Annotated in this window: 14 protein-coding genes, 1 tRNA gene and 1 pseudogene; 6 read left to right on the forward strand and 10 right to left on the reverse strand. The window is 53.7% G+C overall.

The genetic code is table 11. The features are described 5' to 3' along the window. Nucleotides 1-90: 90 nt before the first annotated feature. Together C7K08_RS04210 and C7K08_RS04220 are read right to left on the reverse strand one after the other, a co-directional pair. Nucleotides 91-756: a CPP1-like family protein gene (locus tag C7K08_RS04210; protein WP_106499402.1), complete on the reverse strand. Its 666-nt coding sequence runs from the start codon at nt 754-756 to the stop codon at nt 91-93. A 332-nt stretch (nt 757-1088) separates the two neighbouring features. Continuing rightward, a pseudogene (locus C7K08_RS04220) lies at nt 1089-2545 on the reverse strand (peptide chain release factor 3). 70 nt (nt 2546-2615) lie between these two features. Here C7K08_RS04220 and C7K08_RS04225 point away from each other — a divergent pair. Beyond that, nucleotides 2616-2843 carry a hypothetical protein gene (locus C7K08_RS04225; RefSeq protein WP_106499404.1) on the forward strand — a complete coding sequence of 76 codons (228 nt, stop codon included), beginning with the start codon at nt 2616-2618 and terminating at the stop codon, nt 2841-2843. Between the two features lie 126 nt (nt 2844-2969). Beyond that, nucleotides 2970-5285: a ribonucleoside-triphosphate reductase, adenosylcobalamin-dependent gene (nrdJ, locus tag C7K08_RS04230; protein ID WP_241537035.1), complete on the forward strand. Its 2316-nt coding sequence runs from the start codon at nt 2970-2972 to the stop codon at nt 5283-5285. A 4-nt stretch (nt 5286-5289) separates the two neighbouring features. On the opposite strand, the gene C7K08_RS15950 is transcribed toward nrdJ, so the two are convergent. After that, nucleotides 5290-5463, reverse strand: coding sequence for a hypothetical protein (locus tag C7K08_RS15950; RefSeq protein WP_162842886.1), 174 nt, complete (start codon nt 5461-5463; stop codon nt 5290-5292). Between the two features lie 139 nt (nt 5464-5602). On the opposite strand from C7K08_RS15950, the gene C7K08_RS04240 reads away from it, so the two are divergent. The 3 genes from C7K08_RS04240 (at nt 5603) to C7K08_RS04245 (ending at nt 6525) form a co-directional block, all read left to right on the forward strand. Beyond that, nucleotides 5603-5687: transfer RNA gene (locus C7K08_RS04240), tRNA-Ser, on the forward strand. A gap of 220 nt (nt 5688-5907) precedes the next feature. Then, nucleotides 5908-6081: a hypothetical protein gene (locus C7K08_RS15420; protein ID WP_161955812.1), complete on the forward strand. Its 174-nt coding sequence runs from the start codon at nt 5908-5910 to the stop codon at nt 6079-6081. 9 nt (nt 6082-6090) lie between these two features. Next, nucleotides 6091-6525, forward strand: coding sequence for an EamA family transporter (locus tag C7K08_RS04245; protein WP_106499407.1), 435 nt, complete (start codon nt 6091-6093; stop codon nt 6523-6525). Nucleotides 6526-6545: 20 nt separating this feature from the next. Here the strand turns inward: C7K08_RS04245 and C7K08_RS04250 are convergent, their stop codons facing one another. The 3 genes from C7K08_RS04250 to C7K08_RS04260 are packed head-to-tail and all read right to left on the reverse strand — an operon-like array spanning nt 6546 to nt 9985. Further along, nucleotides 6546-7988: a glycosyltransferase family 39 protein gene (locus tag C7K08_RS04250; RefSeq protein ID WP_133165154.1), complete on the reverse strand. Its 1443-nt coding sequence runs from the start codon at nt 7986-7988 to the stop codon at nt 6546-6548. Next, nucleotides 7985-9256 (reverse strand): ATP-binding protein, encoded by a 1272-nt coding sequence (locus C7K08_RS04255; protein ID WP_106499409.1) that lies wholly within the window; start codon nt 9254-9256, stop codon nt 7985-7987. Before C7K08_RS04255 ends, C7K08_RS04250 begins: the two co-directional genes overlap by 4 nt. Nucleotides 9257-9259: 3 nt before the next feature. Beyond that, nucleotides 9260-9985, reverse strand: a complete 726-nt coding sequence (locus tag C7K08_RS04260; RefSeq protein WP_106499410.1) for a response regulator — start codon at nt 9983-9985, stop codon at nt 9260-9262. 59 nt (nt 9986-10044) lie between these two features. On the opposite strand from C7K08_RS04260, the gene C7K08_RS04265 reads away from it, so the two are divergent. After that, nucleotides 10045-10500 carry an EF-hand domain-containing protein gene (locus C7K08_RS04265; protein ID WP_161955813.1) on the forward strand — a complete coding sequence of 152 codons (456 nt, stop codon included), beginning with the start codon at nt 10045-10047 and terminating at the stop codon, nt 10498-10500. On the opposite strand, the gene C7K08_RS15360 is transcribed toward C7K08_RS04265, so the two are convergent. The 4 genes from C7K08_RS15360 to C7K08_RS04285 all read right to left on the reverse strand — a co-directional run bounded on the left by C7K08_RS15360 (nt 10476) and on the right by C7K08_RS04285 (nt 12361). Beyond that, nucleotides 10476-10736 carry a hypothetical protein gene (locus tag C7K08_RS15360; protein ID WP_153062410.1) on the reverse strand — a complete coding sequence of 87 codons (261 nt, stop codon included), beginning with the start codon at nt 10734-10736 and terminating at the stop codon, nt 10476-10478. The genes C7K08_RS04265 and C7K08_RS15360 overlap by 25 nt on opposite strands. Before the next feature lie 208 nt (nt 10737-10944). After that, complete coding sequence (locus tag C7K08_RS04275; protein WP_106499413.1) at nt 10945-11211, reverse strand: hypothetical protein; 267 nt, start codon at nt 11209-11211, stop codon at nt 10945-10947. After that, entirely contained in the window at nt 11208-11825 is a 618-nt protein-coding gene (locus C7K08_RS04280; RefSeq protein WP_106499414.1) for a DUF4335 domain-containing protein, read from the reverse strand. Before C7K08_RS04280 ends, C7K08_RS04275 begins: the two co-directional genes overlap by 4 nt. Continuing rightward, a complete protein-coding gene (locus C7K08_RS04285) occupies nt 11822-12361 on the reverse strand; it encodes a DUF3038 domain-containing protein (protein WP_241537028.1) in 540 nt (179 codons plus the stop codon). The genes C7K08_RS04280 and C7K08_RS04285 overlap by 4 nt, the downstream gene beginning before the upstream one ends. Nucleotides 12362-12366 lie beyond the last annotated feature (5 nt).

Below are 12366 nucleotides of genomic sequence, written 5' to 3' on the forward strand. Positions count from 1 at the left end.
AACAACATTAAATAGAGAGAGCTCAGCTAAGCAGACGGGGTTGCTTAGAAAACAGGAGTTAAATTTATAAAATGCTCACTTCGCTAATAATTAATCAAATAAAATAGCGGTTATTGCCAGCATGATTAAGGCTGGAATTGTTGCTACTTGGCTGCTGCCTATGGCTATGTAGCTGCTGGCAAGTGTTCCTAATAAGAGACCAACGGCAAGGGCGCCCACACCTAAACCAACGGCGGCGAGTAGCCGCGAACGYCTGCGTTGCAGCGCTCCGATCGTTAGCAGGCTGGCKATGGCTAGCAATAGCTCCGGGGTGCCCAACTGATTTGCAGTAAGTAAAAGCAAAAGCAACAGCACGCCATGGCCCGCCAGWGGCAGCCACAGCTGCTTGCCTTCTGCCAGCTTGATGCTCGGTTTTTGCCATTTGAATTGGGGGCGCGGCAGGCTTTGAAGCGCAGGGATGCGTGCCACCAGTGAGGGGYTRGCTGGCGCCGTATTGCCTATGGCTGCTTCCCTTTTTGATGCCGTAGCAGCAGCCCCAGTTAGTTGCCCCAATTGGCGTTCCTTCAGCCTCTGCATCAATACAGCGTCGTAGGCACTTTCAACCCGGGCTCGGCCCTGGGCATCATCGCTTGTTAGAAGGTTGAGGCACTGCTCTTTTGCCTGCTGCACCTGCTCAAAGCTGGCATCAGCGCTGATGCCAAGCCTGGCGTATGGATTGCTGCTTTCTGGGTCGGGGGGAAGGGTTCCCTGGGCCATGGGGTGAACCTGCAGTAATTGCAGCCTATTAGGGAATGGTAGAGCGCTTAAAAAACCGGTTGGCTTGGCTGATAACCGTGGGCCTCMAGTTGATGCTTTTGGTTTGGCATCGCATCGGCGCTTAACCAGCGCCGGCGCTTTAGCAATGGCATTTGAGGGGGCAGATGGGAACCTTCAATCCACTCGTATTGSCCATTGCCCTGGTTRGGGCTGCTTTGCAAGCGAACRTAGTCGCAACCGCCATCTTTTCTGGGTCTCACCCACCACTGGGTCACCATCGCTGGTTCCGGTACATCCTTTAATCATGGCGAGGCCCAGCAGCAGCTGTGGCTTCACAGGCTGATTGGTTCAAGGCCACTCACCACCGGTGCCACCGCCGCTAGTTCAAGGGCTGGATGGTCTTCTTGTAGTTGATTCAAATTCCAATCATTTTTAAATAACAACACAGGTCGATCCCAGCAATCGCGCACGGTTTTGCAATTAAAAATCCTGCCAACACTTTCGAGCACCGGCCAGCCACCGCTCACCCAACGGGCCACTGAAAATCCCAATGGTTCCAAATTAGTTGGCACACCATATTCATTCTCTAAGCGATGCTGAACCACCTCCAGTTGCAATTGACCAACGGCGGCGAGGATCGGATCGCGTTTGCTTTGATCGGTGTCGTAGAGGATTTGCACTGCCCCCTCCTCCCTCAATTCATTTACACCCTTACGAAAACTTTTAAATGCCGATGGGTTTGGATTACGCAACCAGGCAAATAGCTCTGGGCTAAAACATGGAATGCCTTCATATTCCACCTTTGCTCCCATATATAAAGTGTCGCCAATGGCAAACATACCTGGATTATTTAGGCCGATCACATCACCGGGATAGGCCTCATCTACCACCTCGCGATCCTGGCCAAAAAGTTTTTGGGGTCKCGAGAGCCGAATCGATCTACCGCTGCGGGCATGTTGAACGGTCATGTCTTTTTCAAATTTGCCTGAGCAAACCCTCACAAAAGCAACCCTGTCTCGATGACGWGCATCCATATTGGCTTGTAATTTAAATACAAAGCCACTGAAATCAGTGCGCAATGGATCAACGGGCCCCTCCCTGCTTTGCCTAGCTACTGGCTTTTGCGCTAATTCTAAAAACGTATCRAGGAATGGATGCACACCAAAGTTTGTCATCGCGCTACCAAAAAACACCGGGGTTAGGGCGCCGGCATGAACCAACTCCAAATCCAATTCWGCGCCGGCTGCTTCCARCAGCTCTAATTCCTCAATCGCCTGGGCTAATAATTCAGGYTCCACTAAATTTAYGAGGGCTGGATCATCAAGTTGYAGGCGAYTTTCCCCCGCCTGTTTACCCCCCTAAGCCKGCAAACTTCAAATAGTTTGCGGGTTTGAGGTTCTAAGCCTTTGGCTGCATCTTCAAGCATCACGGCATTATCTGCCGCCGCTAATGTTCGATAGGTGTCTTCTGAAAAATCCTGGTGGCCTGGGGTGTCGAGGAGATTGATTGTGTTGCCGTCATAATCAAATTGCAACACTGTTGATGTAATTGATATACCCCGCTGTTTCTCTATTTCCATCCAATCTGAAGTAACCCGCCGCTGCTCACCCCTAGCTTTTACAGCACCGGCCTGTTGGATTGCACCGCCATAGAGCAATAGCTTTTCGGTAAGGGTGGTTTTACCAGCATCGGGGTGGGAAATGATTGCGAAGTTGCGCCGCCTTGCTACAGCGTCGCGAAAGGCCAGCTCCTCGGGGCTGAGCGCTATCGATCCAGGGCTGCTTGTCATCGCTTCAGCCTGGCAGGTCGAAGGGCCCTAAACSCTTCTATGTAGCCTTAAACCGCTGTGGATTTTGCCCATGACTCGCCCGGATCCCAGTTTTTCAAGCCAAACCGTATTCAATAACCCCGATGGATTTGCCATGGCATTCAGCGATGCCTGGCAGGCACTTCAKAAAGAAAACCTMAGCCGTGAGCAATGCCTTGAGCAGGTGATGCAGCAGTTGGCGGATCACCCATTCCTGCTKCAGGCCCCAGCTCAAGCAAAGGAACTGGCTGCTTTTCGCATGCGCCTTTTGGGCTACTAACCGCCAGASGCCTTRGGCCAGATCAGCTACCGGCATTCGCCCCCTACCGCTACCAGTGGCGTATTAGCTTCTCTCGTAATACCAGATCTAGTACCGGTGACCTCCACCATCCAAAGGCTTGAAGAGTTGAATCCCAACGGGCTTTCTGCCAACTCCAATCAAGACCCYTACTTCCCCGTAACGGCGCCTGCTGCAAACCCGGTTTTTTATCGCACCTAYAGCCGYAAAACCCCCWTKGGTAGAGARAGCTGGCAGCAGGTGGCAGAACGCAATWTGGAGGGTTTRCGYCARTTGGGGCAGCTCGATGGCCAGGAAGTTGACCTAATTCGGCGCATGCAGCAGAAGCAAAAATCCTTGCCCTCTGGCCGTTGGCTCTGGATAGGTGGCACCGCTTGGATTGAAAAGCCTGAAAATTTCTCTGGTGCCTACAACTGCACATCAACCAATTTGGTGGATTGGCAGGCCTTTGGTTTGATGATGGACCTGGCCATGATGGGTTGCGGCACAGGCGCCATCATTGAGCCGCGCTTGATTGAGAAACTGCCCGCGGTGCGCAATAGCATCACGATCAAAAGYGTTGGTGATATYGGCCTCACCGCCCCAGCAGAGCGCCAAGATCACACCAGCCACAGCATYAATGGCCAGGAAGTTCAAATCAAAGTTGGTGATACCCGTCGCGGTTGGGTTGATAGCTATCAGCTGCTCCTAGAACTTTGCAGCAATCAAAATTTCAACCCAGCGCTTCCGATCGAAGTGTGCGTTGATCTCGCCGATGTGCGGCCAGTGGGTGAAACCCTCAAGGGATTTGGCGGCATGGCAAATCCGGTGAAACTAAAAGATCTATACACGCGGGTTGCCCAAATCCTTAATCGCGCCATCGGCCGCAAACTCACCTCGGTTGAATGTTGCCTTCTTATTGATGAGGCTGCCGTAACGATCGTTGCTGGCAATATCCGCCGCAGTGCCGGCATGCGTCAATTTGCAGCCGATGATCAGGCTGCCGCAAGTGCCAAAGACAACCTGTGGCAACAAGACGAGCAAGGTAAYTGGCGCATTGATCCCGAGCGGGATTCCCTGCGCATGGCAAACCACACCAGGGTGTTCCACAACCGCCCCASCCGTGAGGTGGTTTTTGATGCTGTGTTGAAGCAATTCAATTCAGGTGAAGGGGCGATTCAATTTGCCCCAGAGGCGATTGCCCGCTCGAACGCTGATCTCTTAACAACAGCTGAGCTGCGCACTGAATTTCAAGAYATYTATTGCGATCAAGGCAGGGAGGAGGCCGGCCGCTGGTTGCAGCTCAATCACCCGGCAATCGGTGCAGCTGAATTGGARCATCGCCTAAATCGCTATGGCYTAAATCCCTGTGGTGAAATCCTGGGCGCTGATTTTCACTGCAACTTGGCCGAGGTGCACTTAAATCAAATCGATCCTGCCGATCTGCAAGGTCAGGCTGATGCATTCAAAGCTGCAGGTTTAGCGGTAGCGGCYCTGCTCAACCACCGCTTTGAAGTGGAGCGCTATCGCCAAAGCAGGGCATGGGATCCGATTGTTGGAGTTAGTTTTACGGGCTTATTCGACTTCTTTGTGCATGCATTTGGCACCCCTTGGTTGCAATGGTGGGAGGCTGGTCGCCCYGCCAGYTCCGAGGGCCTTGTTTACAAGCAACAGGAGGCTGAATTYYTAAGCCGCTGGAAAGAAATTGTTAATCAAGCCGTGTGGGATTACTGCGATCGCCATCAATTGCGTCGYCCCAACCGTTGCACCACCGTGCAACCAGCTGGCACTAAGAGTTTGCTAACGGGTGCCTCCCCTGGCTGGCATCCCCCAAAGGCCCAACGTTTCATCCGCCGCATCACCTTCCGCAAAAACGATCCCGTAGCCCTGGCCTGCCTCGACTACGGCTACACGATCGTGCCTTCCCAAAGCGATAAGGATGAACAGGGGCGTTTGCTYGATGATCCCTTTGATCCCCGCTGCACCGAATGGCTGGTGGAAATTCCCACCCAAGTGAGCTGGGCGAATCTGCCTGGGGCAGACCAGGTGGAGATCAACAATTTTTCAGCCATGGCCCAGTTTGATTTCTACATGCAGGTGCAACAGCACTACACGGCCCACAACACCTCTGCAACGATCGAATTCCGTGAAAACGAAATCGAGCCCCTTGCAGAAGCAATCCATCAGGCGATTCAAAAGGGGGAGGGCTATATCTCTGCGGCCCTTTTGGCCCGTTTTGATGCCAATGCCACCTTCCCGCGCTTGCCGTTTGAGCCGATTGATGAGGCCACCTACCTGGAGCTGAACGCTGAAGTGCTGGTGCGCCGCCGCAATGCAGATTTCTTTGATGCCTTGCAGCGTTACGACAGCGGTGAATTGGTGGAGGCAGGGCCTGCGGGTTGTGACTCCGACAAGTGCCTGCTTCCGCTCGCCAAGAAGGGTTAAGCCCCTAGGCGCCCCGTTCCATCAGCGTGAGGGTGTCTATGGCATTTTCCAGTTGCCTTAGCAATTCCCTGCAGCAGCCCCTCTGGTGCTCAGGACAGGCTGAATCCGGCAGGGTTTGGATCATTTCCGCCAGTTGCCTGGTGCGAATAGCAAGGAAATCGGTGCAAAGAACAGCCATGGCAGCGCGTATACCCATTTCCACCATGGAGCCCACTCTCGCGAGTCTTATCTAAGACTTTTGTTGCTGCTCCGGGTTGAATGGCGTGCCAAACTCGTTTTTGTGAGTGATGGCCTGCTTGGTTCGGGTTATTGCCCCTGGAGGGGTGGTCGAGTGGTTGATGGCTCTGGTCTTGAAAACCAGCGAAGTGAAAGCTTCCGCGGGTTCGAATCCCGCCCCCTCCGTTTATTGCTGCATCTACTGCCACCGCCTGKRYCCGTTTGGCTTAGGGCCTGCTYAGATGGGGGCATTTCGGCTTTGGCAATGGCCCTTTAGATTTGCTCCGTCACAGGGCCGCACTTATACCCATTGAAAATAAAGCTGTTTCGGTTCGCTCATAGAGCCCAGCTTTTGTTTAGCCGAAGGAAGCCTTGCGGCTTAATAGGAGGGCGTATGGTTTCATCTATGCAGGCTTCCCAATCCCCAACCTCAGGCGAACCCCAAGCCGCAAATCCCCTTCCTGAAGAGCAAATCCAACAGGAGAGCGACGAGCTTGAACTGCACGATCCCGATTGGTTTGATGATGAGGCCTTTGGTGGTTCCTCCTCTGGTTTTGCTGAAGCTCCCCAGGGTTGGTGAATAGTGGCAATGCCAGCTGTGCCCACTTGGTTTATTTGGGCTTTGCTTTCGGCAATATTCACAGGGGCAACAGCTTTGCTTGCCAAGGTTGGCTTAGAGGATGTTGATCCAGACCTCGCCACCTTGGTGCGAACCCTTGTGGTTGCCGTATTTCTACCCCTGCTGATCCTGATTACTGGCAAGTGGAGCAATCCCTTGCTGCTTTCSCAACGCACTTGGTTATTTATTGCCCTCTCGGGGGTAACCACAGGCCTTTCATGGATTTGTTTTTTTAGGGCCCTTAAACAGGGTGAGGTWTCCCTGGTGGTGCCGGTGGATAGGCTCAGTTTGCTGGTGGTTGCAGTGCTTGGTTTTGCATTTTTAGGTGAGCGCCCATCGATATTTGGCTGGTTGGGTTTGTTATTGATCGGTGCTGGTGGAGTGCTGTTTTGTTTTGCTGAATAAATTCAGAGCCCCGCTTTAGTTCATTGAGCGATTGCGGCGAAGCTAAAAAATTCCATGCGCTGGGCYGGTAACCCGCCCCGGGGCATATCAACCACASCAATTGGTGTGAGTTTGCCTAGSCGTTGCTCAATCTCAGCTTCCTTATTGCCTTGARCCGGTTCGGTTAAGCGAAATAAAATGCCACCTTTRCCCCTAAATCCATCCTTGGGGCGCCAAAAGGCAAAACCCCTGGCGTCGTTGTTGAWGGTGGTGTAGGTGGCCTGGCTATCGGAGCCAAGGGCAAGGGCAAGTAAGCCAGGTTCGTAGTACYGCTGACCCACCAACAGCTTTGCTTCTTTTAGTTTTTGCCAYAGTGCCGGCTGGGCCCGCAGGGCAGATCGCAACCGCGMCGGCGGGAACAATTCCTTTGAGGTGTCGTTTTCAGGAGCCAGCAAGGRGCTAGCAAAGCCATAGCGCACGTGGCTGGCGGCAATMAGCATTAATGCAGGCGGCAGTAGAGCCGTGAACCAGATCCAGGGCTTCAGCCAGCCCACACCYTTGCGCTGGGCCTGGGCCAGCCTCTCGGCAGCCAGGGGCAGCAGTAACCACCAGGTGGGTACAAGCCAACTCACCAACACCTGCATCCGACCTGCCAGCAGCAGAAACAGCAGCAGCTGGGGCAGGGCTAGCCAGCGCAGTAGCCCACGAAAATCGCTGTAGCGATCATGCCGCTGGGGCAATAGGCCAACAAATAGCAGCGCTGCAATCGTGGGGAAAAGGGCCAGCACCTGGGTGAGGAGAAACAGGGGTGGGCCGGMAAAATTGAAACCACCACTGGCCTGGGTGCGAGCGCTATGGAAAAGGAAAGATATCCAACCATTTTGAATATTCCATATCCACAGGGGGCTTGAAACCAATAACCAGCCAGCCATAGCTAGCCCACCTTCCCAACTAAACAGGCGGCTGCRGCTGCTCCTATTGCTAAGGGCCCAGAGCAGAAGGCATAGCARCAGCGGTAAGGCTTGGTATTTGCTCAAGGTGAGCAAGCCCAGTAATAAACCCAGCCAGCCCCAATTAAGCCCAACGGCRAGGGCCCACAACACGGAGCTAAGGCTTAGTAGTAAGGGGGCATCGGGTAAGAGCATCACCCCGCCCACCACCAGCARTAGGGGCGAGAGGGCGGTTAAGGCTGCTGTCCAKGGGCCGCTGCCGGCTGCCAGGCGTTTTTGGGCGGCGAGGGCAAGCAAGCCACTGGCCAAGGTGTAGCTAATCAAGCTCGGGATCCGCAGGCCAAAGCTGTCCCCCGGCAGCTGCCAGCCGAGCCAAGCCCATAACCCCACCATGATCGGGTGGTCGTAGTAGCTAGCGGCTAGGTGATGGCCGTAGAAAAGGTAATAGGCCTCGTCGTAACCAGGCGGCAGCAGCAGAGCGATCGCAATTCTTAGCGCCAGGCCCGCAAGCAAATATCTACCGATCAGTTTCATGCCGGTAGCTCTCCGCTTGYTGATAARCARTTMAGTAAYAAACAAACGCTAAAGCCACCATTGGCTGGATCCCTTAATTCCAGCCTGCCGCCATGCARYTGGGCAACCCTGCTGGCGATTGCTAAACCCAGGCCGCAGTGGCCGCTGCCGCCCCTAGCCGYATCTAAGCGTTGAAAGGGCATTAGGGCTTGATCCCGTTGGTTTTTGGGAATGCCCTTGCCCTGATCGGTAACGCTGATAACCACCAGCGATTTCTCTGTTGTTAGCTCAACAATTAACGGTGMTTTGCCATAGGAAAGKCCATTGTCGATCAGATTCATGAGGGCTCTGCCAAKGGCCACTGGTTGCACAAGGGCTTGCAYGGGAATTAAGCGCAGTTCAATGGGTTGATCGCTGTAGTGAGCGCTTAGTTCGCCAATTAATTCCTGCAGTGGCAACAAAATTTTTTGTTCCCCYTGGCCGCCGCCGGCAAAAAGCAGAAACTGACCGGTAATTCTCTCGAGGGCATCAAGGTCGGCTTGGGCTTGGCCACTGGCACCTTCCACCGCTAGGCGCAGGCGTAAACGGGTGATCGGGCTTTTTARGTCGTGGGCGATTCCAGCCAGCATGGTGGAACGCTCCAGTTCAGTTTGTTCAAGGCGAGCCACCATTGAATTAAAGCGGCGGCTGAGCCTTTGCACCTCCCCAGCACCCTCTTGGCTTAATGGTGCTGGCCGCTCCTCCAAGCCCACCCTGGCAAGGGCCCGCTCAAGCCTTTGCAGGGGTCTTTGCACTTCCAGAAGTAGAAACAGTGCACCGGCTACAACGGTGCCGCTGAGCAATGAAAGCGAAGCCAGCAGCGGGTCGGGGGGCCACCAATGGGTGTTGGGTAGGGGCGCATGGAGCCACACCCGTTCTAGGGGGCTAAGTAACTCGATCCAWACCCCTGCTGCTTTGCTGTTACTGAGGCGCACCTCAGGGCAATGGCGCAGTYTTTTGCACAATTCCAGCCTTAATTCGCGGTCGCGATTGCCTTGTTTAACTGCTTTTATTGGCAGGTTGGTGRCAAGCCGCAGGCCGCTTTGCTGGGCGATTACCGCAGGTGGAAAACGTTCAAGGCCAACTTCGCTGAGCCTGATCACACCGGCAAGGTTCCTGCCCATTTGCTGCATCTGGGCCCGCTCAAGCCGTTGCCCCAGCAGCAGCTGCAATAAAACCAGGCTGGCCCCCCAGCTGAGCAACAGAAATAGAGAAAACCTGAGCAGCAAGGCCCCGGAGGGCGATTTCATTGGTTATTTGCTGCGGGGGGTGCCATCTGGAACAAAAACGTAGCCATATCCCCACACAGTTTGGATGTAACGCGGTTTGGTGGGGTCGGCCTCAATCAATTTACGAACCCGTGACACCTGCACATCCATGCTGCGGCTATCGGTATCACTGCTGGGGCCGCGGGCAAGTTCAATCAATCTTTCCCGCGAAAGGGGCCGATGGGGATTTTGCACAAAGGCGGCCAGCAGGCCGAATTCACCGCTAGTGATCACAATTGCTTCCCCGCAGCGCTCCAAGCTGCGGGCGGCAAGATCAAGGCAATTTTCACCAAATTGAATGATTTCTCCATCGMTGAGCGGAGTGCCGGCTGGAATGCTGCCGCGGCGGCGTAAAACGGCCTCAATCCTTGCGGTGAGCTCCCTTGGCATAAATGGCTTTGCTAGGTAATCGTCGGCCCCTTGCTCAAGGCCAATAATTCGATCTACCGCCTCGCCCCTGGCTGTGAGCATCACCACAGGTAGGTCGTCGCCGTTATCCCTAAGGCGCCTCAATAGGGTTAGGCCATCATCGCCTGGCAGCATTAAATCCAAAACCACCAGATGGGGCCGTTGAAATTCCAACCTGGCTAAAAATTGTTTGCCGTCGTTGAGGGTGCGAACTTCGTATCCCTGCTCGCTGAGATATGTGTTCAGCAACTGCCTAAGTTCAGGATCATCGTCTACCACCCAAATGGTGTGCGCCTTGCCCATGGATCTGGTAGATGCTTTACGGATTGGATTTAGCACAACTAGCACCTAGAATTAATTGCATGGTTCGTTTATTACTGCTGCTATTAATATTTTGGGGCAGCTTTGCTAGCCCTGGCAGCTGCCAAAATCCAAACCAAAATCCAAACAAAAACGAAGTTAACGATTATCGCCGCCGGCTATGGGAGTTATTTCWTCGGCTAGATCACGATGGCGATGGCAAGTTGCAGCCGGATGATCTGCGTAAATATCCCCGCCTACGCAGCCTCGATCAAAACGGCGATGGACAGGTTCTAATTAAGGATCTYCCATCCCTTAACGATGGCCCATTGGGGGAGCGAATCCAGAATGCTTTTAGGTTCGCAGATCGCGATGGTGATAACCAGTTGGATGCTGAAGAAGCAAAAAGCTTGCCCGGGATTTACTCTAGATTYAAAATGTTTGATAAAAAYTTAAATGGTAAAATYAGCATCCAGGAATTGCTCTGGTTGCATCATTCCCTGGGGCCAGGCCGCTGAAAACCCCAGCTTTTAACTGGGTTTTCGATGCCAAAAGAGTTTGAAGAAACCCTTTTTGCTATTTTTGGTGAAATAATCTTATTCAGCTTTTTGGCAGGATATGCAATTGGCATTTCAGGATTTATAAGCCGAGCTATTCTAACGAGTCCGCCTAATAATAAAATTAAACTAGCAACCACCAATCCGATTAAAACTAATGCCCCCAGGGTTTGAATAATCCCTAGGCCCAGATGCACCAGGCCAACACTGATGTTGCCAAGGGCTGTGCTGAAAAACAACAGGGTGTCGAGGCGGCTTGGCAATTGGGAAAGGCCAAATATCAGCCCYAAGCCAGCTGCCATCCAAGCCAAGGCCATCACAAGTGMYTGCCARCGACCTGGCATTGCAGGGCGCCTTCGCCGGCGGGGCCTCAGGGCGGATTGTTTTTTTAAAGCTGGCATCTGCTTACGCTATCGAGCCCAGAGGTTGGGTCAAGTAACCCGCCTGGATCATCCAGCGCACAAATTCATCGATAACAAGGGCGTTGGGGCACTGCACAAGGCTGAGGCCATCCACGGTGCAATCGCCCTGGCCCGTGTGGTGCAGGCTGATTAAAAAACCATCACCACTGAGGCCGCACACTTCTGGGTCGCTGCGCACAACCACATCAAGTTCACTGCCCAAGCGCGTTATCAGCCTCCTTAATTCACTCCAGCTCGGCGACTGGCTCATGGCTTGTTGTTTTGGTTGGTTTGCTGAGGCGAGCCAGGGCTAGTTGGCCTTGGCARAGGCAGCAGCAGGCTAAATAAACCACATAGGGCAACGGCAGCTACGGCGGCTGTGGGGGATGCCCAGCGCTGCAGCGAGGGCGCCTTTGGAAGCCGTTTTTTCTTGGCTATGGCAATTGGTTGCTCTAAGCGCAAACCCTGCCTCGGATCTAGCAGCATTTGATCGAGGCATTGGGTGAGATCTGCCAGTTCTGCATCATCTAGCTGCAAATCCARGGGYGGCGTGTTGGGTTGGCTGCTGCGCAGTTGCAACTGATGCCCCCTTCCCCTTGGACCTAAAACCACTGCCTCAGTTTTGCTTGTTTGTTTCTGGGCGGCACCACTAAGCATCAGGTTCACGTAGGGAAGCACTGTTTCCACCAATGCTTCTAGGTGTTCACGTTTGCCTTGGAGTGAGGCCCGTTGGCCAAGGTTTAATTCCCATGAGGTGAGAATTGCCAAAAGCAGCTCTGGATTGTTTTGGCCCWGGGGTGCAGCGCTCACATCGGGAAGACCCTTTAATTCCAAACGGCAACTGGATTGCTCGTAGCGCAGGGCCATACCTCCAAAGGAATTCATTTATTGCCATCCATCAAGCTGGTTTCTAACCGTTGCATGCCAGCCCCGCCTGCGCAGAAAGCAAGGGTTTGCACCACTTCCCGGCGCCGTTGCGCYCCGCTTTTTTCATCTAGCAATTGGCGCACAGCCCCTCTTTTTAAATTCATTCTTTCACCGATTAGATCGTTGTAACGCTCAGCAAAAAGTGCCCATCGCTGTTGGCTGAGTTCATCGGGTTCACCACTTGATAGCAGTTGCCTCAACATCGGATAAAGCCGTTGGGAAAGGCTGCATACCAATTGAATTAACCCCTGTTGTTCTGCGGCAGTCCATTCCCCCCTGCGGCTGGCCCGCCTTAAGGGGTTGCKGCAACGGCTTTTCCAAAGGGCAACCCTATCGGGGAAGGCCTGTTGCAGTTCCAGTTGCTCACAGCTCCAGAGCATTGCCTCGCTGCCGTGCAGGTCTAGGGCTTCAATGGCTAGTAGCAATAGATCAAGGCGCTCCATGCCCCGGCGGGGTAGGGAACGTTGCTGGGATCGGGCGAAGGAGATGGTCAATGGTT

The organism is Synechococcus lacustris str. Tous, assembly GCF_003011125.1.
Classification (GTDB): Bacteria; Cyanobacteriota; Cyanobacteriia; order PCC-6307; family Cyanobiaceae; genus Synechococcus_D; species Synechococcus_D lacustris.